Below are 23,189 nucleotides of genomic sequence, written 5' to 3'. Positions count from 1 at the left end.
ACGCCTCTCAGCCAAAGAAAAGCAAAGCGAGGCACTCTATACACAAACAGAAGCGTTTATCGAAGCGACCTTCGAAGGTGATGCTCTTCGTTACTTCACCGAAGCTTACCGTTCGGAAGTGGAGGGCGAAGTCGCAGAAGCTGAAACGATGCACGGGCACAGCCGAAGCAATACAGAGGATTTAGAGATTTTCAATATCTCTGTGCGTCCGACAGAAGAAGAATTTCAAGTCTATGCGATTTACCGGATTACCTTAACGGGTGTAGATGGGGAGATGGAGACGCCAGGCAGTCAGCGCGTAATGTATTTGATGTCTCAAATGCGATGGATCGAAGAACAAGGTGAATGGAAAGTCGAGGCGCACGATTTGGAACCGTTAACGTCCGGAGAAGAGTTCGAGGAAGCGATACACAACGGATAATGGAAGGAAAGGATGATCGAGATGAAGGTAAAACTCCAAAAGGTACTCGTCTTCCAGCAACGTATCCAAAAACAGATGGATGGATTGATTGATCGGCTTTCTCGAACAGCCATTGACCAGGAGGAACGCAAGTTTGAGTTGATGTATGACAAGCCTTTAAGTGAAAAGGAAATATTGGATATAAAGAAAACTGTGGTAATGAAGTATTCGTTATCTATTGTCATTCCTTTGTTGATTCTGATCTTAACTATTATGAATCGAGGAGTGATGTAAAGATGAAAAGAGTTTCTTTGTTTGTTGCCCTAAGCCTTGCAATTCTTCTTTTAATTCCTGTTCAAGTCTTTGCTGAAGAAGGAGAGTTTTTAGAAGAAACGGTTGAGGATTATAAAGATGCTGGAAATGTAACGCCTCAACAAGCTGAGAATGTTGAGTCCTATATGAAAAATGTTTTGTATCTTGAGAAATATGATTACGAAACAAATCAATTTGATTGTAAGTGGCATGAAATTGGCTGTCATACAAATAGTTTTCTTTTCACTACTGTGAGTGGCTTTGTCTTTGGGGCTATTGATAGCTTTAGTAAGTTTCAAATAAGTTCAGAGTTTATTACAGGAAATGCAGTTTACGAAGGATATATGTTGAACTTCAAATCATTGGCTTGGACGATTGCAGCGATATTTATTCTATGGCAGACGCTTAAAATTGCTATTTTATATAGCGGAAACGGTGAAGAAGGGATGAATTCCCTTTATGAAAAAGTAGTGGCTGTTGTAACTGGAGGTATTTTACTAGGAGTGTATTCACAGTTCTTTGAATGGATTCTAGAATTAACACACCTTTTAACTGAAACGATGCTTACATCACCTGTTACTCATTACGATATCTTGCAAGTAATGGCCGTAAACTCAGTAGGATATGGATTGATACTTATGATAGTAGTCTCTGCCATTCTATTTGTCTTTTTTCTCTCGATTCTATACCGAACAGTATTGTTTGTTATTCTTTACATTACGGGAGTTTTAGCAATTCCTACTATCGTAAACGATCAATACAATTTCTTTAACTTATGGATGAAAACAGTTGTTAGCAATATCTTAACGCTCACGATTCAATTACTTTGCTTTGTGCTTGGAATTAAAACATTAGTCGATCTTGAAGGTGGAAATATGGTCGTTGGAATGATCTTTTTCATTGTAGGACTTTCAATCCCAACATTATTGAATCAATTCGGAGCATCAACTGGAACGGCAAAGTCAGTAGGCTCATCTGTAAAATATGTCGCTCGTTACGCGAAAAGATAAGGGAGTGTTTAGATGAAAAAGTTGATATTAATAAGCTTTATCCTCTTAATGGGGGTTATTATCGCTGGCTGTACGAATGGTGAAGAAAAACAAGAAGCATTTAAAGAAAATAACGAAGTGTTTACTCAAGAAGACTTTGAAAAGGCAGAAGAAATGACAATGTTCCTCGATGAAAAGATGAATGATTTTGAGGAAGAAGCTAACCAATTAATTGAAAATGGAACGATCGATACAGGCAATAATGAAAATTTCTCCGAATCCATTAAAAACCTTGGACAAGAAACCGTTATTGCACCATTTTTAGAGCGCTATCCAGGTAGTTTAATAGCAGGAGATGCTTCGACTATTCCACTCACTTTCGAATCTTCCAGTACAGAACCTTGTGGCTTTGGAAACTGTGCTTACGACAAAGTAGAAGTCTTGGACGTTGAGTACAATTTTGAATCGAGAGATGTTTATACTTCAGAAGAATTCGAGCATAGTCAATTGATCTATAACGACATTCAAATGAAATACAAAGAACGATCGGAAGAAGAGAAGCAATCAGCAGTATTGAGCTTTATGAAAACTACAGATGGTCAATTGATTTTCTCACAGGTACCTTTTCTTCATGTCGAAACTTTAAATTTGAAAAAAGCTGATGAAGAGTACGCTGAAATTCAAGCAAGTGTGCCAGAAAGTGAAGTAGAGGCTGAACAAGAAGCCTATCGTAGCGAAGTGGAAGAATCCTTAGCTCATTATCCAGAGCTTCAATAGTTATATAAAGGTGGTGAACGTTACATGGTTATTCGCACAATCGCCAATCGAGTCGGAACCATCGAGATCGATCAGAATGCGTTTTATTTCTTGCAGCCACTTTCCGCATTTAAAACAGAGGAAATGGAACAGATCGAACGGGCTTACGAGAAACAGATGCAACTGGTCACAGGAGATCCGACCTTCTTATCAGCCCAGGAAATTTCTTTTCAGTCGGGCCAGGTCCGATTCGAGTATGATTTAACGGATTTGCATAGTTTTAATGCGTTGAAAGCGATGGAATTTGAAGACAAACTGACGTATTACTTATCGCTCGTCCAATTGGCTCGGCAGTCTGAAATCAATGTCTTGTGGCAAAAAGAGAACTTCGTGCTCAATAAAGAGGAATCTCTCCTTCATGCGATGGTCGCTGAAAATGACGTGATGCCATTAAATCATGAGAAAGATCGACTGACGGCTGTCAAAGAGCTAATCATCATTTCTCTGACACGATTAAATCAAGTGTACGGCAGACCAAGAAGAATCGATTTTTTAGAGCAAAGCGATGAAGTGATCCGGTTTGCCGAAACGATTTATTTGCGTCTGCAGTCGTTGGAAGAAATGGAAGCCTATATTTCAGATGTGTTCAATCAAGTAGAAGAACAGAAAAAAGCGAAGCAACAGGAACTGGAGTTGGCCAAGCAAAACCAAACAAAGTGGTCCGTCACGATGGCGTCGCTTCGTGAGAGTCTTCAACGACTCCCTTCCTTTAACGAACAGCCCCAAGAAAACCGTACAAAATCGGCAACTGGTGGGAATAAAAAGTTATTTGTTGGCGTGGCTGCCGTTCTCCTAGCAGCATTCGGACTGAACGTCGTCCTCACGCAAGCAACAGAGAACGCTCAGGGAACGGAGCCTGAGGAAGTGAACGATGTCGAACTGAACCTGATAGACGTTTACAGGGAAGGGCTCCTAGGAGATATAGACGGTGTCTTAGAAAGCTTAGAATCCGTAGACTACAGTGAATTACAAGTTGCTGATCAGGAGGTACTCAATCGCTTGTACATCAAGCAAGGCGAGTATGAAAAAGCACTTCGTAACCAACCTGAGCTAATCGGATCCATCGCCGAGCAACTTAGCCGTGATGAGGACGTGGAAGGGCTGGAAAATCTTCAAGAGACGACTGATGAACCTTCCGAAGTCATTGAGTTTGAACTAGCTGCTGTGAAAGAAGAGTGGACGCGAATTATCGAATTGCGAAACCAAGTCGAACTAACTGATCGTCGGGTTGAAACGGTTTTATCAGCGTTTATTGCAGAAAAGGATTTCCAAGGCGCGAAAGGGTTTCTCGAAAAACATGAGCTAACCGATGAAAAGTTCATGAGTTCAGTGCTAGAAGCCGAAAAAGAGGCGCTTCAGTTAGAGGAATTGCAGGCAGAAAAACAGAAACTAGAAGAAGCGATTGAAAAAGAGAACGATAAAAAAGCATCGAAGAAAGCCGAAGAGCGCTTGAAGGAGATTAATCAAGAAATTGAAGAGATTGCTAAGCGAGCGTAAGGGGGGAAGAATGTGCATACAAAACGGATTAACAATTCAGGACGTATTGTGATTCCAAAAGAGATTTTAGAAATGTTTGAGCTGCACGAGGGTGACCTAGTCGATGTCACACATAACGACCGACAGATTATCCTCGAACCTCATCGTCAACGGTATGTCTGTGCCGTGACGGGGAAAGTAGCGGATGAAGCCATTCGAATTGGCGAAGCATGGATCAGCAAAGAGGGCCTAAAGCAAATTGTGAAATACATGAGTGACGAATAAAAACGTACCCGGCAATGAGTGAATAGCCGGGTACGTTTTTTTGAATGGTCTGTTACTTCTTCGTAACGTTCTGTAATTCTTCGAGGAGAATAGCTGCGCCTTTCGGACTCAGATGTAGTCCCTTCGCGTATTCGAAGTTATCGTCTAAGATCTCTCCTGTAATCGCGCACGTCTTTTCCGTTTTATATTTTCGCAAAATGATTCGATCATCTTCCATAAAGATTTCCATCGGATCCCCAACAGAGACACCAAGTGCTCTTCTTAATTCAATAGGCGTGACGATGCGCCCTAATTGGTCTACTTTTCGTACGATTCCTGTACTTTTCATATCCTATCTCCTTTAACTCAAACTACTATTATTGTATCGAATTTAAACTAGGGATGGAAATAACTTCACAGCATAAGAGGTTGGTTCTTTCTATCTCAAATAGTTCTGTTTTTTTGTCCGAAGTGATTCTAAAAGTGGCACAGGTGATTCTATTAGATGACTGTTTAAATAGGGTTAAGATGTCGGCGAGATGATAGTATGTTAGTTAAGTAAGAGATGATGGGAATGCTCATTTACATCAGGTGAAGGGTTTACACCGCCTCAATAAAGCTGTTTGAGTAGGTTTGAATGGGTAGCTAATAGACTGTAGAATTCTCTCTAGGTTAAGTAACTGCGCATACCTAATAGAATTCAACAATGACAAGACATTACAGAGAGAAAGGAGTATGAAATGACTTCATTTGTTAGACAATTTAAGTCATTTTAGTTATAATACATATGACAGAAATCTATTTTTCCAAAACAATCGATAAGCAGCAGCAAGTATTGCCTTTCATTGAGAAGCTGACAAACAAGGATTCAGAACTTGGTATATTAATCTATCAAGGGTTCGCGGATCTCGAGGAAGCGCCGGAATCTATGTATCCACTCGGTGAAGCAAAGCCTTATCGGGTAAAACGAACGTTTCGTGGTCGCGAGGTAGATGTGGAGTTGGTCAAGCGTCTTTCAGAGCCGAGGATCTTTGAAATGAAGGCCGATGATGGGGCTGAATTTCATCGATTTATTTACTTTCCGTATTATTACAAGGATGAGCCGTGTTATGTGTTTGTTTACGGATTTACGAAAGTCCATGGAAAACCCGACATGACGAACTTTTATATGGCAAAAGCCAAACAACTATATGAGTATGTAAGACGGACAAAGCGAGAAAAAGACTTTTTTGAGGGGTGAGAGTAATGGCAACTTTGAATGACTTGAAAAGCCGCCTGATGCAGAATGAGGAGATAAAAGAAGCATTCGAAAGCGTTGAATATAACCGGAGTCGAAACATTTTTAAAAGACGGATGGAGTTAGGGCTTTCCCAAAGAGATCTTGCTGATAAGGCTAATGTTACGCAGAAAACCATCAGCCGGATTGAAGGGGGAGACCCAGGGATACGCCAAACCACGCTTATCAAGGTGTACACAGCATTGGATCTAAAAGAGGATGGAACTCCTCCTGAAAGAGAATACGTCGTTCATCAGTAAGCAAGAGATTAGTTTACTTGAAATATTGTCTATATCTAGGGAAATTTAAAAGGCTACAAATGTAGCCTTTTTTAATTTGCTTGGAAAAGTAAAAAACTTTATATAAGTACCGTCCAATAGGAGAATCCCATTGCTAATAAATATTAGTGTATTCCTCACTTAACTATTGAGATGCAAAAGTAAGGAGGAAACTCAAATAAAGCTTTTCCTATGATTAGAATATTTGCTCGGTAAATTAATCTTGGATGCCCAAGTACAGTGGGAGATACCTTAGCAGATGGTTACTTCTCTTTTTGTTCCAAATCATTTTTGTATTTGGTTTTTAAAGTTGTATTAATATTGATTAAAGCCATTAATATAAAACAAAGCATTATAAAAGTTACAATTTCACCTGTAAAAAAAGACAGGATGCCTAATATCATAGCAAGTACCCCGTACCACCTATTATTCATGAGTAAAGTCTCTCCTTTGCTTATCAAAGTATGTTCGCTAAGTGATTTATCCACTTAATGCTACCATAATAACCAATTGTTGTAATAATGGAGGAAGAAATATTTATATGTAAGAAGGAGTGAAAACATTGAGAGAAGACAAAAAGAAAGCTATGACAGATGCTGGGAAAGAAATGTTTATTGATAGTTTTCTAGATGCAGGAAGTGAAGTAGGCGCTGAAATAGTAAAACAATCCGTTGCGAGTGCTGCTGGTGATCTAGTGGTAGACACTGCTGCCTCTTTCGTCCCAGGAGTTTCTGGTATGTATCAAAACTTTAAACGCAACCAACATGAAAAAAATATGGTTCGACTTTATAGCGAATTAAATCTCAGAATGGAAGAAATCAGAGTGAACTTGGAAACTAAAACTCAAGAACAAAAAAATCATTTTGACGATCAATTCAAACATGTACTTGTTGCAGTGTCCGATGAACAACAAGAAGAAAAGATAAAGTATATGGTAAACGGTTTGGTCTATATTTCTGAACATGATCAAGTATCTGATGACTTTGTATTAACTTATTACGATGTGTTAAAAAGTTTAAGATTAGTGGATATTGGTGTTTTAAAACTAATGCATGACGCAAAATATGCTTTTGAGCAATCTTCAAGAGACTCATATACTGACATCATGGACAGACATGGAATAACTCAAGAGCAATATGAGGCTGTTCGGAGAAATTTATTTAGAATAGGTTTGTTAACGACTAAACTCGATATAAATATTGCAAATGATCTCGAATTACTAGCTAAGTCAATTAAAGACATTAATACGTATTTGGAGAAAGTCGGTAAGAAAAATGCAAATTTGCCACGGTTAAAGGAGCCAAAAATCAAATCAAAAGAAAGATTTGAAATTTCAAAGTTTGGCCGAGATTTTGTGAGGTTTTTTGTAAATGAAGGGAATTTAGACAGAGCTTAAAATGAAAAAATGGAATTCAGTCATCCATTGATACTTATTCAAAATTTTCAAGAGTGTCCATTTGGACGCTCTTTTTAATGAAAGATCTTCTCTTTTTTCCTATCGGATATAACTCGTGAAGAAAAGAGGTACATGAAAGACGCGTTAATTGAAAAGTTGAGCATTCGATGAATGTCTTGGAAATAAAGTGAATACCGATTATAAGTAGTATGTAAATTATCACATTAGAGGATTGTCATTACTGATGTACAGTTGCTTACTCTTCACTTTATTTTTGAGATATAGAGATAAGCAAAAAAAAGAGCGGATCCAGTCCACTCTCCTTACTGTTACTTCTTTTGCAATAAGGTTTGTTAGTTAACGAAGAGCTCATTTTTCAAATCGTACTAATGTTTTTTCTGGCATTTCAATTTGATTAATATCAAACTTATTAAGTTTTAAGGTTAAGTCGCTCGAGCGCTCTTCGCGCTCCTCGCCGATCCAACAAGTATAATGCTCAAAGAAATCACCTTTTTCAAGATAGTTATCCATAATTTCACAAAGTCTAATTAGCTTCTTTTTTGATTCAATAGATGTGCTAGTGTTCGTAGATTTCGAAATTTCAATCCCCCAATCACTTGATACCTCATAGACATAGGGCGTTGTGAACTGATACTTCTTTACATTTTGACGTTCGTACTTGCTCGAAAAACAGTTACCAATGACTATTAAATCATTAGAATCAGGATCACTAAGCGGTATTGCTATATTGCATCCAATATAGCCTGCTAAACTCATCTTCATAACCTCCTTGTTGAAAATTACCATTTATAAAATACATATCTTGCTAAACAAACACTCCAAAGAAAATTAAAATTCAAGGCTTTGTTTATAGACACTTTCTATAAGTATACGATGGGTTGTAGTAACAGAGGAATATCGATACTAATGTGAAATTGCTTATCATTCACTCAACTATTGAGGTGTGGAAACTAGCATTTATATAACAGTCCTGCTATACCAACTCTTTTACTTATCTTATCCAAGATTTTAAGTGTTGATATACAATGGAAGAGGGGGAAATAAATGAGTAATTACAAAGAGTATGAGCATATGTTATTGAAAACTTATGATGAAGCAGTTGCTTTTTTACTCCAAAAATATGGATCTGCACAAGACGATTATTTTAGAGAAAAGGCATATCAAAGGTTTATGGATGGAGAAATCAAAAGTATCCGAAAAGGAGAACATTCAAGAACCAATGAAGGATTATTCTGTCACCATATAGACGAGAATAAAAATTTAAACCTATCGAACTTGTCGTTTATAAAGGTAAATAAAATCCCGTTTGAATCTCAAAAGAAAGATAAGTTAGTTTATTGTGATTTGATAGAACATGCAATTTTACATGCTTTAATCGCTTACGAAACTTCTCAGAAACTGGGTTTCCCAGGATATATGTTTTATTTAATACCAAAAATCGAAGAATGGTATTTAGATTCAATAATACCTACAAGTACGTGGGAGAAAAACTGTTACAATAAATCATTCTTAACACCCGAAGAAACGGTTAATATCATAAAAAAAATGCAAGCAAAGCTAGACCTTCCTTATTGCAATAGTGCATCTGATTATTACGAATATAAGAAGAGAGTGGCTAAGAGACTAGAATATGGTAAATTGGCGACGGCAAGAGAGAAAAAAAGAAAAGCGCTAGAACAGACAGCGAAATATAAAGAAATAGAAAAAAACAGAGAAATAGAATTTCAAAAGAAGCGTAGGGAACAGTTTTATAAGACCTATCCAAACTTCAACAATACTGAGGTACATCTTGGTATTCCCAGAAGAAAACTAATAGCCATACTATACGATCATAAGTATAAAAATATTTATAAAAACAAAAAGGAACTTGAATTAGTAATGAAGCCAATTATGACTGAAAAAATTTTAGAAGAATTACACTCGGTCATTTCTAATATCGAGAATTGTAAAAGATAATGGATTTACTAATTAAAGGACGCGAATGAAGACACGAAAGTATACCTTTCGTGTCTTTTTCTAGATAGAAAGAGAGACAAAAAAGCAATGTCACCAGTAGTTAAATTGAATAATCTACATTAGCCAGAAAGAAAAACAAGAGCTTATATTTTCCTTAGTAATTAGAGAGATAATAATCAAGCAGGTTCTCATTAGTAACTCCAAATTCGTCTATATCTCGTTTTAGCTTATCAAATTCTTCAGTGGTTAATTCATGAATCTCATAGCCTTGCGCTCGTAATTCTTCTGCTGACGACATCTCTTCAAGAGTTTCACCTGAGTATAATATCCCATCAACGAACATTGCGTAAGGAGAAGACTCAATGATTTCTGGATCGTTCTCTATCTCAAAGCCACTAGAGGTTTCTTCAGCCAGCACTTTCATTTGATTAAATGAGGCTAAATCAAATTGATCAGCATCAGTATTGGCTGCTGACGCATCATAAAGAGCCGGGTTATTTTCATAATCAGCCATTATCTCATCGATGGTAACACTAACTTGAGGAGGCTCAGTTACTTCATATCCCGAGATACCCATGTTGAGTACACCATCTACTGGATAAAATGTATCGACTTGTCGTTCAATCCTATAGACAGGATGTCCAACCCCGGCCCCAGAATGAACTTGTATAAAGATAAAAGATTCTTCCATCCCATATAGGATAGATCCCAAACCTTCACTGATGCTTTGCGGTCCTCCACGCTCATCGTAATAAGGCGCAAGCAAAGCTACTTGAGTATCCATTGGCAGTGATTCGAATTTTTCCCTATTTGATTCTTTGTTCTGAGGAGAGGAATCAGATAAAACTTCTAGTTCATTATTTGTTGAATCTTCTTCTTCAATTTCCTTCGTTTTTTCAACCTCATTTCCTTTTTCTAATTCTTTTTGGACTTCTTCTCGATAAATAGTTTCGAGTTCTTCTTTTGTTAGTTCATTGCTTTCTTGATTACATCCCGCTAAAAATAATATGCTTATAAAACCACCCCACTTAAGGATATTTATCATGATCTGTCACACCTTTCACGAACAATAAGTTTCATTACAATAGTACCATATTTTAGGTGAGTGATTCGGGACGATTATCCATGTCAATGCATAAAAGAAAATGAATCAAATCTGATAAGCTCAAATTAATTTTATGCGTAAATAAATAGGCTTTCATCTATAAGTATAAGAGTTAGTGTGCTCTTGCTTTCTACTGTTAGAATAGAAAGTGATGAGGATTAAAAGGACTTAGCATAAAGCGCGGTTTTTAGATAATTACATATCAGCCAGAAACTTCATCAATGATAAGAAAAGTGAGGAATAGAATATGAGTAACTTAAACACAATACTATTTAGTGCTGCCGATAACTTGCGTAGCAAAATGGACGCATCAGAATACAAGAATTATTTATTAGGTCTAATTTTTTATAAATACCTTTCGGATCGACTCCTGGTAAAAGTGGTGGAACTTTCGGAGGAATCGTTAGAAGAATACTACACGGCAGACAAGCAAACAGAATTATATAAGACATTATTAGCTGATGAAGACATCAAGAGCGATTTGATTGAAACCTTAGTCGACACATTGGGCTATGACATTGAGCCGGCGTATCTTTTCAACGTCTTGACGAATCAAGCGAAACAAAACACATTTCAGTTAACTGATCTTAATAAAGCCTTCATTGACTTGTCGACAAAATACGACCAGTTCAATGGTTTATTCGATGATGTAGATCTAACGTCCAAAAAATTGGGCTCCGATGCACAGCAACGAAATATCACGATTACTGAAGTGATTAAGAAATTGAATCCGATTAACCTCTTAGGGCACGGGGGCGACGTTATTGGGGATGCGTATGAATACTTGATTAGCCAGTTTGCTTCAGAAGCTGGCAAGAAAGCTGGGGAGTTCTATACGCCCCATGAAGTGTCGGTTATGATGGCAAGAATTGCTGCGATGGGACAAGAAGACAAGAAGCTATTTAGCGTATACGATCCAACGATGGGATCTGGCTCTTTGATGTTGAATGTCCGGAACTACATTCACCACCCGGAGAATGTAAAATACCATGGACAGGAACTGAACACGACAACGTTTAATCTGGCCAAAATGAACTTGATTTTGCATGGTGTTGATAAAGAAGATATGCGTTTAAGTAATGGCGACACGTTGAACAAGGACTGGCCAACGGACGAACCGTATACGTTTGATTCTGTATTAATGAATCCTCCATATTCAGCGAAATGGTCTGCAGACGATACCTTCTTAGACGATTCACGCTTTAACCGTTTCGGTAAATTGGCACCGAAATCCAAAGCCGATTTTGCGTTTCTCTTGCACGGGCTTTATCACTTGAAAGACTCAGGAACGATGGCAATAGTGTTGCCGCACGGTGTATTGTTCCGCGGAGCTACGGAAGGTGTGATACGAAAGAAATTGTTGGAAGATGGCAGTATTGATGCGGTCATTGGGATGCCTAGTAACTTGTTCTTCGGTACATCGATTCCGACAACCGTCATTATCTTGAAGAAAAATCGTGAGACACGAGACGTTTTGTTCATAGATGCCAGCAGTGACTTTATTAAAGGGAAAAGCCAGAACAAATTGTCTTCAGACAATATCGACAAGGTTGTAGAAACGTATCGAAATCGAGAAGGGAATGAAGGCTATTCACATCTAGCAAGCTTCGAGGAAATTAAAGAAAACGATTTCAATTTAAATATAACTCGATATGTCGATACCTTTGTTGAAGAAGAACCAGTTGACATGGCTACAATTGGATCAAATATCAAGGATATACGAAGAGAAAAAGCAGAACTAGAATCAGACCTGTATGACATGATCTCTTCACTGCAATTTGAAGAAGAAAATGCAGAATGGATAAAGGGTGCTTTAGGGGTGTTTGATCGTGAAAAATAAGCAAGTTCCAGAAATTAGATTTAGAAATTATGATGATGAGTGGGAAATGCAAAAGTTGAAAGATGTAGCAAAATTTATTAGAGGTTCTTTCCCACAACCCTACACAAATCCAGATTGGTATGATGAAAAAAATGGTCAACCTTTTGTACAAGTTGCTGATATTGGTTTTGATTTAAAATTAAATAAAGATACAAAGTTACATATAAGTAAAATTGCAGAGCATAAAAGTAGATTCGTAGAAAAGGGGAAAGTTGTCGTTGCGCTGCAGGGAAGTATAGAAACAAGTATAGGAAGAGTAGCAATAACTCAATATCCGGCTTTCTTTGATAGAACAATATTAATTTTCGAGAGCTATAAAGTAGACATTGATAATTACTATTTCGCCCAGGTTATTCAAAAGTTATTTCATCGGGAAAAAGAAAGAGCTTGGGGCGCAACAATTAGTACAATAACTAAAGAGGCACTAAGTGAATTTTTTATTGGTTTACCTGATATCGAGGAGCAGAGAAAAATTGGCCAATTTCTAAAGAAACTAAATGATACAATTTCTCTTCACCAGCAAGAACTCGATACGCTCAAACAAACCAAGCAAGGTTTCTTGCAAAAAATGTTCCCAAAAGAAGGGAAGTCAGTACCAGAAGTTCGTTTTCCAGAATTTACTGAGAAGTGGAAGATTTGTAAGTTGGGAGAAATTGTAGATATTACAATGGGACAATCCCCTGATGGGAAAAATTATACAAAAAACTCAAATGACCATATTCTAGTTCAAGGAAATGCAGATATTAAAAATGGCTGGGTTTCTCCACGAGTATGGACTACACAAGTCACGAAGACTGCAAGTAAAGGTGATATTATCCTCAGTGTGCGCGCACCGGTTGGAGACGTTGGAAAAACGCAATACGATGTGGTTCTCGGTCGTGGTGTAGCTGGGATTAAAGGAAATGAGTTCATATTTCAATTGTTAAGCAAGATGAAAATAAATGGATTTTGGACTAAATATAGTACAGGTTCTACATTTGAATCTATTAATTCAACAGATTTAAAAGAAGCAATGATAAACATTCCTTCTGAAGTAGAACAAATCAAAATAGGTAACTTCTTCAAACAACTAGACGATGTCATTGCACTTCATCAACAAGAACTCGACGCCCTAAAACAAACCAAAAAAGCCTTCCTGCAAAAAATGTTCGTCTAATCGAATGGAAAGGAGGAAACCCATGGCCACGATTCGACACACTGATGAAGTCGAAGTTGAGCGTCGATTGATTCAAGTCCTCGGCGAAGGACATAACCAGTGGAACTACCGATCTGACCTTAAATCCGAAGAAGATCTCTGGCAGAATTTACGCTCAAAGATTACGCGGAATAACTTGGCGGAACTTGGTGAACACCCCCTAACCGATCAAGAATTTGAAACGATTAAAACTGAACTGCTGGCAAAGACAAAAACACCTTTTGATGCGGCACGCTGGCTCAAAGGGGAGAATGGCATCGCCCGCATCACGTTAGAGCGAGAAGATACTACCCTGCCGTCGCTGTCATTGGTCTTGTATTCCAATCAAGATATCGGGGGAGGCATCTCCACATATGAGGTCGTGCATCAAATTGCGAAACAAAAAGTGGAGGCCGATGGGCGTGATCGGAGATTCGACGTCACCTTGCTAATCAACGGCTTGCCGATTGTGCAAATCGAATTGAAACAAGCCACCTCTAAAGATGGCGTGTACCAAGCGTACAATCAAATCAAAAAATATGCAGAAGAAGGCATGTTCCGAAACAATATTTTCGCCACGCTTCAGTTGTTTGTCATTTCAAATGAACAAACCACGCGTTATTTTGCGAATGCGTTGCCAAAAGATATGCACAAGAAATTTCTCTTTAGCTGGCGTACGAAAGATAATCGAAAAGTAGATAACTTGTATGAATTCGTCAAGCAAGTCTTAAACATTCCCGATGCGCATCGGTTGATTGCGAATTACACGATTGTCAGTGAAGACCAGGACAACAAAGCGCTCATGGTCCTGCACTCGTATCAGATCCACGCGATTGAAGCATTGTTCGCTTCAGCAGTGAAACATCAATCCGGCTATGTGTGGCATGCTACCGGATCGGGCAAAACCTTAACGAGTTTTGTTTCGACGAAGTTGCTTGCCCGAAAGTCCGGCATCGACCGCACGGTGATGCTGATTGACCGGAAAGACTTGGATAGTCAAACGACCTCGGAATTCACGAAATTTGCTTCTGAATTCAATACCGGCATTTCATCCGGCACGGCCAAATCGAACAGCTTAATCGTCGGGACAGGAAGCTCCAAAGAGTTGAGTGATACCTTGCTATCGAGTGCCAATTCGAACACTGTGATTATCACCACACGGCAAAAGCTAGAAAATGCGTTGCGGTATGCCGAGAAACAAGAAGCCGACAAAGGGTCCCAGCGTTTTAAAAAGCTCATGAGCCAGCACATTGTTTTTATCGTGGATGAGTGCCACCGGGCGTTAAGTGCGGAAGGCATGGAAGGCATCAAGCAATTCTTTCCCAATTCCACCTGGTTCGGCTTTACCGGTACGCCTATCTTTGAAGAGAATAAAAAACAAGCCAAGGGTCGCTTGGCGCGCACGACGCATGATCAATACGGCGAAGTGCTGCATACGTACACCATTAAGAATGCCCTTGATGATGGTGCGGTCCTCGGCTTTCAAGTAGAACACGAAGACACAATCGAACCGACATCCCTCAGTAATTACATTTTCAATCAACTGCGGCCACAAGAGAGGTTCTCAGAGCTCAGCGACAATGAACTGAATGATTACATTGATGAAATGGACGGGCTCGAAAAGGAAGCGTATCTGGAAGCCAGTTTCTATGAAAAAGACGAACACATTGAAAAAGTACTGCACAAGATTTTCAGGCCGGATAATGCCTATACAAAATTCGACTTTCAAAATGGACGTCCTCAGAAATCAGCAATTCTCACCACCAGTTCGATTGAGATGGCCAAGCGCTATTACCAAGCCATCAAGAAGATGACTGCAGATTCAAACTGGATGACGAATGAATTTCAAGGACACCCCATTCGAACAGGACGAACGATTGAAGATCTTGATTTTCCTCGGACTGCGATTACCTATTCCTTGCAAGAAAATGAAGAGGACTCGAAGGAAAACCAAGATGAAATGAAGGCCATTATTCAGGAGTACAATGACTATTACAACACTTCGTGGTCGATTGAAGACATCAATCGCTACAATGGGGATATTAACAATCGGTTAGCACGGAAACGGGCAGAATTCAAACAGGTTGGGAAGCAAGTGGATTTGGTCATCGTCGTGGATAGACTGTTAACGGGCTTTGATGCGCCGACGGTTCAAACCTTGTTTGTGGATCGCAATTTGAGTTACGCGAATCTGATTCAAGCTTTTTCGCGCACCAATCGAACCTATCCTGGAAAGACTAAAGGATTGATTGTGACGTTCCGAAAACCCGTGACTATGGAAGAAAACGTGCGGGCTGCCACGAAGTTGTATTCCGAAGCTCAGGAAGAAAATCAACTGGTGTACCCGACGTATGACGAGTCGAAAAAGCGCTTCAAAAAAGCACACAAATCACTGATTGAGAAAGTGCCAGATCCGTCTAAAGTCGATGAGCATTCAAATATTGAAGTGCGTATCCAATTTATCCAAGCTTTCCAAGAGTTAAACAATGCCTATGAAGCTTTGGTCACTTACGATGATTACAACGACGACATGGCGAAGTCCGATGCGTTACGCGAGCAAGTAGAAACCTTAGAAGCTTACATTGGCACGTATAATACAGTGAAAGGCTCATTGATGGTAGATACAGAACCAGGAGACGATGACGAACCCGGTCCAGACTTCTCAGAAATTGAGTTTTACGGTGAAAATGCGAGCACAACGTATGACATCGATTCAGCTTATATCAACTTGTTGCTGGAAACCTACGCAGCGAATAACCAAGATATCCGTGAAGAGATTGAAAAAGCCTTGCAGAAACTCAACAAATCCACTGTAGTGAAAGAAGTATACCGTGGGATTTTGAATGCGATTGATACGGGTGAAGTGGATGAGAATGAGGATGTGTTTGTGGTGAAACGACGCTTCTTCACGCAAACGTTTGACCAGGCAATTCAAGAATTTGCGGACACGTGGTTTGTCTCGGAAAGCGAATTACATCTATCAGCTATTCAATACGAGATTGGAACGCAACCCATTCCCAATATTCGCGGAATCCTAGAGAGTAAACGGTTTGCTGAATACAAAAAAGCTAACCCAGGGGTCAGCCCACTAAAATACGGTCCGGAAATGAAGCGTCAGTGGACGCAGTTGCTGGATGAGGTCATTGTGCCCTTAGGTGACGAGTTAAGATGAAAATGAAGCGATATAAGTTATCTAGTTCATTGTTTAGAAGGATAACTTTATAACAGATAAAGTGAGGTAACCGTGCAATGACATCAAATCGAACGTTAATGCTTCATTTTCCAGATGCTAGTCATGCAACTTCGCTACGCATCTTCTAAGATCCTACGAGTCAGATACGTGGATTTTATTTTACGAAGAGTCAACTCAGTAAAGTTGAGTCTTTAGAATACGCCAATAACCATGCTGTATATTTTCTTTTCTCCGTTGCAGAAGAATCGAGCGTCTATATTGGACAGTCTGTGAATGGGATTAAACGAATTAAATCACATTTGAGAGAGAAGGATTTTTGGCAATTTGGAATTTTATTTGTGACGGATAATAACAGCTTTGACAAGTTGAGTATCGACTACTTAGAGTATTACTTTATTCAAGCATTCGCTAAAACTCAGTATAGTTTAGAAAATCAAGATTTAAGAACAACCGCCCCTAACGTGAATGTATTTAATTTATCTACTTTAAATTCATTTGCTTCGCAAACTCAGTTTTTACTTGAAGCAATGGGTATTTCTTTTCAACCAAATATTTCAGCCAATGGAGACGGTAACGAAGAAGAAACTTTCCAAGCTCGTTCTCCGTATCAAGCATCAATCAAGTTACAGGACGGTCGATTTGTATTGCAGACAAATTCTGTAATTAAGGCTCCTTTAAACAAGACAAAGGCCTGGAGTGACGGTGGCAATTTTCATAAGCGTTCGCAACGGAGATATAATCAGCTTTTAGAGTCAGGAAAAGCTATTAAGATAGATGAGCTGACGGCAAAGTTAGTTGATAATGTAGAGTTCACTAGTCCTAGTACACCTGCTGAACTTTGTTTAGGGGTTTCCCAAAACGGTTGGAAGTTCTGACAAGGTTTAGATGAAAAGAGAAAAAAGGAAATTTAATAAATATTGTTTTTATAGGAGCAAAAGAAGGAGATGAGAATCTCCTTCTTTTTCATATACTTTCACATTGGGTGGTATACCGAAATATATTTCTTAGATAGGTAACTTTGATATAATAAATTTTACAACAAAAGGAAGAGATATAATCAATTAGATACTAGATTTCCTTATTATCTTTATCGAGACAATTATTAATGTAAGTTGCTAAAATAAAAAATCTGAAAAGGAAAGTGACTCATTTTGAAAAGGACGGACATAGATAACGAAACTAAAATAGCAGAAAAGTTAAAGTTTTGGGAAGAGCAAGATCAAATAAACAATGAAGTAATTCCAAGAGTAATTAAAAATCACGAAATGATTACCGACTTAACATTTCAGTTTGAAAAAAAACTAAAACTAATTGCTTCACTACAAGATGATATAGAAAAACTTCATGGGAATATTAATGACTTAACTGAATTTAAGTCACAGACAGATATTAGAATTAATTATCTTAATAAAGAAGTCAGCGAATATGAAAAACTAAAAACTACAGTATATAAGCAGGAAAAACAAATCGAAGAAATGAAAAAAACTTTGATAGAAAAAGAACAAAGTCCTCGTGTTACAGAAAAGAGAGCGTTTAATTTCCTAATTAGTATCGGTGTTCTTTTTGCAATTGCATTGTCAATAATCGGGATATATTTTTGAGGTGGCTTTATGGAATCGTATAAAAAGCTGGAATTATTGAAACAAATACCTAAATCAGAAGCTCTTAGAAGTAACTTATCTAAAGAGGAAATGTATGCATCATTAGAAGTATTAAAAGATAGAGATGTATTAGTACAAGCGAGTATTTATTCTTCAATAGTGGGTTATCAAATCTTAGAAACAAGAAATATTCCTGATGAATTATTTACAGCATACGCCACTCAATACCCCCAAATGTTTGAGAATGGCACCTCACTTTATGAAAAATATTTAGAGGTTTTTGATAAGGGGGAAGGATCTGTTTTAGGTTTGGTAAATGGTGTTAAAGGAAAGTTTTTTGAGTACCACGTTCAAGAAAACTTGGCGGAGAGGTATCAAGACTATGAATTTACGATTTCAGATGTTGCTAATCAGCCCATATGGGATATTAAAGGTGTTAATCCAGAGACAGGAGAAGAATTATTTATACAAGTAAAAATGATGGCTGCTACTCAAGCTAATAAATTATCGAATATAATGCAAGATAATCCTGGAGTTTATTATGCTGCAAGTTCGGAAATAAGAGAAAAAATACTTGATAAGAAACCTGAATTAAACGGTCAATTTGTACCTATTGATATTTCTAATTATGAATTTACACAGGGTGTAAAAGATGGGCTAGAGACATTAAGAGAAAATCTTGGAATCGATGTTCCAGATGAAATTTTTGCATTTGCACCATATTCAACAGAAATTATTTTAGGAGTAAGACTATTATTAGATCTTGCATCAGTAAATAGGGATTTTAAGCAAGTGCAGGCTACAGATAAAGCTCGATTAAGTGCAGTAAAAGTTCTTATTTTGTTTTCAAGATTTGGTGTAAATACTATTTTAGGATTTACAGGTTCATCCATAGGCACACTTGTTACTTTAGGTGTTGGTACAGCCGTTGGGGGAGTAAGTGGGGTAGTGTTAGGAAGCATAATTAATAAAAAAATAGCACCATATTCTTTGAGTATTGCATATTCATTATTAAAGCTTAGCGAAGAGGACGTCTTTTATTATAAAAATATAGAAAGAATAAATAATTTAGCTTATAGGTATAGAGAAAATAAATTGTATTTGAAAGAGCTTTAAATTGTCATCCTCTTTTAATGTTGTATTTAAAAATGATGAGTATATAAGCTAAAGGTTTTAAAAATCAAAAACGATGGTTTATAATAGGCAAGAATTAGATTCAGATTTTCTTCTTTGTTTTATTTGTTTATGTTTCAAAACTATGTTCAAAATCAATATATCAAAAAAGGCTTTCCAATCAGCTGGAAGGCCTTTTTATTTCTACTCGTTCCAAAATTCATGTACATCCTATCAAATTTATAAGTTTTATCAACATTAAGAAAGACCAGGACCAAATAAAGCCCACCAATGCATTAGGTGAGCTCATGATGGGTATTCTATTTGAAGTTCTCCGATAAGTGATATATTGCAATCATTTATTCTGAATCCAAAAAATCTTCTATTGTCATTTGATCTGCATTTGTAAAAATATTTTGACCTGTTTCTAGAAATTTTTCTGAAGTTAAAAATTTACGTATAGTTTTTATTTTTTTGTCATTAATGGATGGAACTGAATAAGTTTGCCCATTTAAAACAATCTCTACACCCAGAGAATGTATTTGAGCAAAAATTTCTTTTGCATAAGTATGAACCCAACGTTTTAGTTTCTTCTGGAATGCAGGAGGTAGTTGATTCCATACGGGGTTGATCTTTTCACATATAGTTAAGGAGGAGAATGAAAAAGATTTAGCTCCAATATTCTTTCCTAAAAGGCTTCTCAAAGAATTACGAACTTGAGTTTTTAATAATTCTCTATTGTCATCTTCCATTTTTCCATTTATATCAAATGGAATTATATAAATTAAAGCTTGCTGTTTGATTGTTTCTCCGTCTAGTATTCTAACTTTTTTTGTGGTTTTATTTTTAAATGTAGACAAATAAAGTCCAGTATTGCTTATTTCCATTCCTAAAGTTTCGTGTTCAAGAGAATGTCCTAACACTCCTTTTACCTCATCACTTATAATTTTCACGGAATCAAACAATTCTTGCGCTTGGGTGTGATTTACTCCATAGATTATTTTTGAATTTATCTTTTCATTTTTTTCTAAAATAAATATTTCTTTTAAATATTCAGGTGTCAAACTAAGATAACCAGCAGCTTGCTTCGTACCGCGCTGACTCCAATCGACCTCAAAACTTTGAACTTTACATTCGATTAATATATATTCATTTTTTGACTCGTTATATAAGACGATCTCTGGAGTAACGTTTTTCTGGGGTTCACAAACTGTTTTCAACTTTTTTACGTTAATAGGGTCTAATGGAATAGTTTTTTCGATTTGTTTTATTGAGTAACCTTGTCTATTGAAATACGGATAAATATTCGAGTTTTTAGGGTAAGGAAGACTCAAATGAATTAGCATATTTAACTGGAACAGAGGATTGAGTTGTTGCATCATGGTTGTCCTCCTATTACTTGAGATAAAATATGTCCATATGGCATATCTCCTATAAACACTTCAATTTCTGGGTCCAAAAATTTCTGTATATTTGTTACCATTCGATGAATAGTATTGCCACATGTTCCTTTTGGCAAAAATAATATAAACTGTTCTGTACTTAAGTCTAGTATCACATTTTGCCACAAATGAAGATCTACTCCATAAATATGAACCCTATCTTCACTAATTCTCTTTATTTCACCATAAATTTTAAAAGGTTCTCTCCCTTTAGGAAATGTGTATTCGACAAAGTTATTAAATACATGTGGTTTTAAAGACTTGCTAAATTTAATTGTTATGGGGCTAGCTTTAAAATTAGATTCCAGTAGTGAGTCTTTACTTCTGACTTTTTCAATTTCTATCCAAACTTTCTGTTCTAAAAGTTCTGTCATTTTTTGATATACAGAAACGATTTGTTTTAGCTGCATTCGATGGTCAGTGAAACTATCAGATCTATTGGTAAACTTCCCGTTTTGGTATACATCATGTCCTCCTTTTCCTACATTACTTGGAAAACGAAGACTCCCCACTGAATGGAAAGAAGAGAAGTAGTTTCTAACTCCATCTAACTTTCCAACAATTCCACCAATCTCTTCGACCAGAGATACAGAAGAGATTTTATGCTCTTCAATAAATTCGCCATTTATCTGATGCTTCTCAAACATTCCATTAAATTCAAACTTCATTTTAGTGAATCGACTAGGATGATGATAAGAAGTAATGTCTGTTAAAAAATTATCAAACATTTTTCCCGAAATCCAAAGTGAGTCTAAAATAGTTGAATTTTTTACATACGACTGTGCAATCTGATCAGAGTATTTAGAGGGTTCAGTGGTATAAAGAGAACAAAAACGATTATTTATTTTTTCAATAAAACCTACTGTTTTATCATTAACGTCAAGTATGTATAGTTCTTCGTCTATTTGATTTATAGACCTCTTCTCATTTTCAAAAAGATTTGAAATACTAATGTCAGCGTTTAAGATAGGCTTTATTTCTTGTAAATTTTCATTAAAAGTTTCAAAAACATAAGATTTTAAGAGAGTATTTTTTGTATGATAGTTATCAAGCTGATTTTTAGTGTTTTGAGAATAATCTTCTAGATATTTGAATACATCTTGTCTTGTTTTCCACTGACCTTCCATTATGTTTCTCCTCCTTTTTTATACATAAAAAACCCCCTTCATGTTGAATGAAGGGGGTTTTGGGGTTTGCGCTCAATTGCGCGGAGTGCTCTGACTCGATGATCCCCATTTTGAAATGCGCTCGATTGCGCGGTGCGCTAAGGCACAACATACTGTTTCTTTAAATTAAATATAATACATTCTGTTTTTATTTGCAAGTATCCAAATCGATATTAGTTGTTAGTAGATGAATTAGAAGTTTCTTTTTTAGCCAATTGACTTTTTAAATCTGCAATCTCAATCAATAATTTGGCGTTCTTCTGAATTTCTTGTTCTAGATTTTCTTTAACTTCATTAATATTTTTGAATGTTTGAGGTAAAAAATGCTCCATGATTGCTAGGTCAACTTTATCCAAAACTTCCGGTCGGGCCTTTGCCTTATTTCTGTTTGAGTCTTCAATCTGGTATAAAACTCTATTTTTATCTACTATTCGAATAGCATCAAGACAAATTCCACTTTCATGATGAATACCATCATTAGTATCAACGTCAATGTGAAGAGGATCGCTATCTTGGTATTTACTCGTAGAAATTGGAGCAACAAGTAGGTGGTTAGAATTGTTGTCATATAAAACTAATGCCGGATGGACGAAAGTAAGTTCTTTATTAAAGTGTCCAAATAATTCCACTTGAACAATGTGACCTCTAGATAGATGTTTATTAAAAGTTCTAATGCTTCCTGAGTGATCCTCCACATAACGTTCTAAACCTACTAACCAGTTTATACCATAGTACTGATCTTTTTTCATTACAACATCGAAAAGTTCAGATAACAGCTTATTAGTATCTTTTATTAATTCAATGTTCTCGTATACCTTTGGATGACTATAAGCTGGTTTACCTCTTAAACTAATTAACAAATTTTTATACTTTTTCTTTAACAATATAACCTCTCCTACCTGATAATAACTCTATTCTAATCTTAATGATCCAGATTATGGATTACAACATAAAATTATAATTTCCGTTGGATCATTTATGTGTGATTGTTCAGAGAAGAGAATGGAATAAAACTTAGTGAGTCTCTTCTATAATATAATGGATAGAAGTAATACGTTATTGTAATTCAGATTCATAGTTTTTTACTAGTTTGTAGAAAGTCGTTTTTTTGATTTCCAATTCTTTCATTGCTTCTACTGCGGTTAATTCGTTTGACTTCCATCGTTTATATACTTCTTTAAATTCATTTGTCGTTTTAGCTTTTGGACGGCCAAAACAGATTCCGTTCTGCAATGCTATATCAATACCTTCTCGTTGTCGCTTTCGAATGCGTTCTCGTTCTTCTTCAGCCATCCAAGAGAGAATCTGCAAAACCAAATCGGCAATAAAAGT

22 protein-coding genes and 1 pseudogene are annotated in these 23,189 nt (G+C 36.9%); 16 read left to right on the top strand and 7 right to left on the bottom strand.

The genetic code is table 11. The features are described from left to right. From ON064_RS09420 to ON064_RS09395, 6 genes are all read left to right on the top strand, one after another. Nucleotides 1-421 (top strand): hypothetical protein (locus ON064_RS09420; RefSeq protein WP_274624556.1); only part of this gene is annotated, 421 nt, incomplete at its 5' end. Nucleotides 422-433: 12 nt separating this feature from the next. Beyond that, nucleotides 434-694 carry a hypothetical protein gene (locus ON064_RS09415; protein ID WP_274624555.1) on the top strand — a complete coding sequence of 87 codons (261 nt, stop codon included), beginning with the start codon at nucleotides 434-436 and terminating at the stop codon, nucleotides 692-694. Nucleotides 695-696: 2 nt separating this feature from the next. After that, a complete protein-coding gene (locus tag ON064_RS09410; protein WP_274624554.1) occupies nucleotides 697-1,722 on the top strand; it encodes a conjugal transfer protein TrbL family protein in 1,026 nt (341 codons plus the stop codon). Nucleotides 1,723-1,734: 12 nt separating this feature from the next. After that, complete coding sequence (locus ON064_RS09405; RefSeq protein ID WP_274624553.1) at nucleotides 1,735-2,478, top strand: hypothetical protein; 744 nt, start codon at nucleotides 1,735-1,737, stop codon at nucleotides 2,476-2,478. Between the two features lie 24 nt (nucleotides 2,479-2,502). After that, the gene (locus tag ON064_RS09400) at nucleotides 2,503-4,014 is read left to right on the top strand and encodes a hypothetical protein (protein ID WP_274624552.1); all 1,512 of its coding nucleotides are present in this window, start codon (nucleotides 2,503-2,505) and stop codon (nucleotides 4,012-4,014) included. Between the two features lie 12 nt (nucleotides 4,015-4,026). After that, the gene (locus tag ON064_RS09395; RefSeq protein ID WP_182093532.1) at nucleotides 4,027-4,278 is read left to right on the top strand and encodes an AbrB/MazE/SpoVT family DNA-binding domain-containing protein; all 252 of its coding nucleotides are present in this window, start codon (nucleotides 4,027-4,029) and stop codon (nucleotides 4,276-4,278) included. A gap of 52 nt (nucleotides 4,279-4,330) precedes the next feature. Here the strand turns inward: ON064_RS09395 and ON064_RS09390 are convergent, their stop codons facing one another. Beyond that, the gene (locus tag ON064_RS09390; protein WP_101189088.1) at nucleotides 4,331-4,606 is read right to left on the bottom strand and encodes an AbrB/MazE/SpoVT family DNA-binding domain-containing protein; all 276 of its coding nucleotides are present in this window, start codon (nucleotides 4,604-4,606) and stop codon (nucleotides 4,331-4,333) included. 438 nt (nucleotides 4,607-5,044) lie between these two features. On the opposite strand from ON064_RS09390, the gene ON064_RS09385 reads away from it, so the two are divergent. The 3 genes from ON064_RS09385 (at nucleotide 5,045) to ON064_RS09375 (ending at nucleotide 7,207) form a co-directional block, all read left to right on the top strand. Further along, nucleotides 5,045-5,497 (top strand): hypothetical protein, encoded by a 453-nt coding sequence (locus ON064_RS09385; RefSeq protein WP_274624551.1) that lies wholly within the window; start codon nucleotides 5,045-5,047, stop codon nucleotides 5,495-5,497. A 5-nt stretch (nucleotides 5,498-5,502) separates the two neighbouring features. Continuing rightward, the gene (locus ON064_RS09380; RefSeq protein WP_274624550.1) at nucleotides 5,503-5,793 is read left to right on the top strand and encodes a helix-turn-helix domain-containing protein; all 291 of its coding nucleotides are present in this window, start codon (nucleotides 5,503-5,505) and stop codon (nucleotides 5,791-5,793) included. Between the two features lie 580 nt (nucleotides 5,794-6,373). Next, nucleotides 6,374-7,207 (top strand): hypothetical protein, encoded by an 834-nt coding sequence (locus ON064_RS09375; protein WP_274624549.1) that lies wholly within the window; start codon nucleotides 6,374-6,376, stop codon nucleotides 7,205-7,207. 369 nt (nucleotides 7,208-7,576) lie between these two features. Here ON064_RS09375 and ON064_RS09370 read toward each other — a convergent pair whose 3' ends face one another. After that, the gene (locus tag ON064_RS09370; protein WP_274624548.1) at nucleotides 7,577-7,984 is read right to left on the bottom strand and encodes a type 2 periplasmic-binding domain-containing protein; all 408 of its coding nucleotides are present in this window, start codon (nucleotides 7,982-7,984) and stop codon (nucleotides 7,577-7,579) included. 288 nt (nucleotides 7,985-8,272) lie between these two features. Here ON064_RS09370 and ON064_RS09365 point away from each other — a divergent pair, with 288 nt between their 5' ends. Further along, nucleotides 8,273-9,184: an SAV1803-related protein gene (locus ON064_RS09365; protein ID WP_274624547.1), complete on the top strand. Its 912-nt coding sequence runs from the start codon at nucleotides 8,273-8,275 to the stop codon at nucleotides 9,182-9,184. 154 nt (nucleotides 9,185-9,338) lie between these two features. Here ON064_RS09365 and ON064_RS09360 read toward each other — a convergent pair whose 3' ends face one another. After that, on the bottom strand, nucleotides 9,339-10,229 hold the full coding sequence (locus ON064_RS09360; RefSeq protein ID WP_274624546.1) for a hypothetical protein: 891 nt from the start codon (nucleotides 10,227-10,229) through the stop codon (nucleotides 9,339-9,341). 307 nt (nucleotides 10,230-10,536) lie between these two features. On the opposite strand from ON064_RS09360, the gene ON064_RS09355 reads away from it, so the two are divergent. The 6 genes from ON064_RS09355 to ON064_RS09330 all read left to right on the top strand — a co-directional run bounded on the left by ON064_RS09355 (nucleotide 10,537) and on the right by ON064_RS09330 (nucleotide 19,252). Continuing rightward, complete coding sequence (locus tag ON064_RS09355; RefSeq protein WP_274624545.1) at nucleotides 10,537-12,129, top strand: type I restriction-modification system subunit M; 1,593 nt, start codon at nucleotides 10,537-10,539, stop codon at nucleotides 12,127-12,129. Then, a complete protein-coding gene (locus tag ON064_RS09350; RefSeq protein WP_274624544.1) occupies nucleotides 12,119-13,324 on the top strand; it encodes a restriction endonuclease subunit S in 1,206 nt (401 codons plus the stop codon). The genes ON064_RS09355 and ON064_RS09350 overlap by 11 nt, the downstream gene beginning before the upstream one ends. 22 nt (nucleotides 13,325-13,346) lie before the next feature. Beyond that, nucleotides 13,347-16,514 (top strand): type I restriction endonuclease subunit R, encoded by a 3,168-nt coding sequence (locus tag ON064_RS09345; protein WP_274624543.1) that lies wholly within the window; start codon nucleotides 13,347-13,349, stop codon nucleotides 16,512-16,514. Between the two features lie 359 nt (nucleotides 16,515-16,873). After that, complete coding sequence (locus ON064_RS09340) at nucleotides 16,874-17,410, top strand: hypothetical protein (protein WP_274624542.1); 537 nt, start codon at nucleotides 16,874-16,876, stop codon at nucleotides 17,408-17,410. Between the two features lie 276 nt (nucleotides 17,411-17,686). Beyond that, nucleotides 17,687-18,136, top strand: a complete 450-nt coding sequence (locus ON064_RS09335; RefSeq protein WP_274624541.1) for a hypothetical protein — start codon at nucleotides 17,687-17,689, stop codon at nucleotides 18,134-18,136. A gap of 9 nt (nucleotides 18,137-18,145) precedes the next feature. Further along, nucleotides 18,146-19,252, top strand: a complete 1,107-nt coding sequence (locus ON064_RS09330; protein WP_274624540.1) for a DUF456 domain-containing protein — start codon at nucleotides 18,146-18,148, stop codon at nucleotides 19,250-19,252. A gap of 356 nt (nucleotides 19,253-19,608) precedes the next feature. Here the strand turns inward: ON064_RS09330 and ON064_RS09325 are convergent, their stop codons facing one another. The 4 genes and pseudogenes from ON064_RS09325 to ON064_RS09310 all read right to left on the bottom strand — a co-directional run. Next, nucleotides 19,609-20,631: a hypothetical protein gene (locus ON064_RS09325; protein WP_274624539.1), complete on the bottom strand. Its 1,023-nt coding sequence runs from the start codon at nucleotides 20,629-20,631 to the stop codon at nucleotides 19,609-19,611. Then, nucleotides 20,628-21,818, bottom strand: coding sequence for a hypothetical protein (locus ON064_RS09320; RefSeq protein WP_274624538.1), 1,191 nt, complete (start codon nucleotides 21,816-21,818; stop codon nucleotides 20,628-20,630). Before ON064_RS09320 ends, ON064_RS09325 begins: the two co-directional genes overlap by 4 nt. A gap of 212 nt (nucleotides 21,819-22,030) precedes the next feature. Further along, the gene (locus ON064_RS09315; protein WP_274624537.1) at nucleotides 22,031-22,741 is read right to left on the bottom strand and encodes a type II toxin-antitoxin system PemK/MazF family toxin; all 711 of its coding nucleotides are present in this window, start codon (nucleotides 22,739-22,741) and stop codon (nucleotides 22,031-22,033) included. Nucleotides 22,742-22,913: 172 nt separating this feature from the next. Then, nucleotides 22,914-23,189, bottom strand: a pseudogene (locus ON064_RS09310) (recombinase family protein); the annotation flags it as partial.

The organism is Planococcus sp. A6 (assembly GCF_028823615.1).
In the GTDB taxonomy this organism is placed as follows: domain Bacteria; phylum Bacillota; class Bacilli; order Bacillales_A; family Planococcaceae; genus Planococcus.
This window is presented reverse-complemented; position numbering and strand designations above follow the sequence as displayed.

What these genes read in the sequence shown, in the direction of transcription:
- ON064_RS09405 (WP_274624553.1), top strand. Translation starts at nt 1,735, where the DNA reads ATGAAAAAGTTGATATTAATAAGCTTTATCCTCTTAATGGGGGTTATT.
- ON064_RS09385 (WP_274624551.1), top strand. Translation starts at nt 5,045, where the DNA reads ATGACAGAAATCTATTTTTCCAAAACAATCGATAAGCAGCAGCAAGTA.
- ON064_RS09410 (WP_274624554.1), top strand. Translation starts at nt 697, where the DNA reads ATGAAAAGAGTTTCTTTGTTTGTTGCCCTAAGCCTTGCAATTCTTCTT.
- ON064_RS09325 (WP_274624539.1), bottom strand. Translation starts at nt 20,631, where the DNA reads ATGATGCAACAACTCAATCCTCTGTTCCAGTTAAATATGCTAATTCAT.
- ON064_RS09330 (WP_274624540.1), top strand. Translation starts at nt 18,146, where the DNA reads ATGGAATCGTATAAAAAGCTGGAATTATTGAAACAAATACCTAAATCA.
- ON064_RS09320 (WP_274624538.1), bottom strand. Translation starts at nt 21,818, where the DNA reads ATGGAAGGTCAGTGGAAAACAAGACAAGATGTATTCAAATATCTAGAA.
- ON064_RS09365 (WP_274624547.1), top strand. Translation starts at nt 8,273, where the DNA reads ATGAGTAATTACAAAGAGTATGAGCATATGTTATTGAAAACTTATGAT.
- ON064_RS09415 (WP_274624555.1), top strand. Translation starts at nt 434, where the DNA reads ATGATCGAGATGAAGGTAAAACTCCAAAAGGTACTCGTCTTCCAGCAA.
- ON064_RS09390 (WP_101189088.1), bottom strand. Translation starts at nt 4,606, where the DNA reads ATGAAAAGTACAGGAATCGTACGAAAAGTAGACCAATTAGGGCGCATC.
- ON064_RS09355 (WP_274624545.1), top strand. Translation starts at nt 10,537, where the DNA reads ATGAGTAACTTAAACACAATACTATTTAGTGCTGCCGATAACTTGCGT.
- ON064_RS09400 (WP_274624552.1), top strand. Translation starts at nt 2,503, where the DNA reads ATGGTTATTCGCACAATCGCCAATCGAGTCGGAACCATCGAGATCGAT.
- ON064_RS09360 (WP_274624546.1), bottom strand. Translation starts at nt 10,229, where the DNA reads ATGATAAATATCCTTAAGTGGGGTGGTTTTATAAGCATATTATTTTTA.
- ON064_RS09380 (WP_274624550.1), top strand. Translation starts at nt 5,503, where the DNA reads ATGGCAACTTTGAATGACTTGAAAAGCCGCCTGATGCAGAATGAGGAG.
- ON064_RS09345 (WP_274624543.1), top strand. Translation starts at nt 13,347, where the DNA reads ATGGCCACGATTCGACACACTGATGAAGTCGAAGTTGAGCGTCGATTG.
- ON064_RS09370 (WP_274624548.1), bottom strand. Translation starts at nt 7,984, where the DNA reads ATGAGTTTAGCAGGCTATATTGGATGCAATATAGCAATACCGCTTAGT.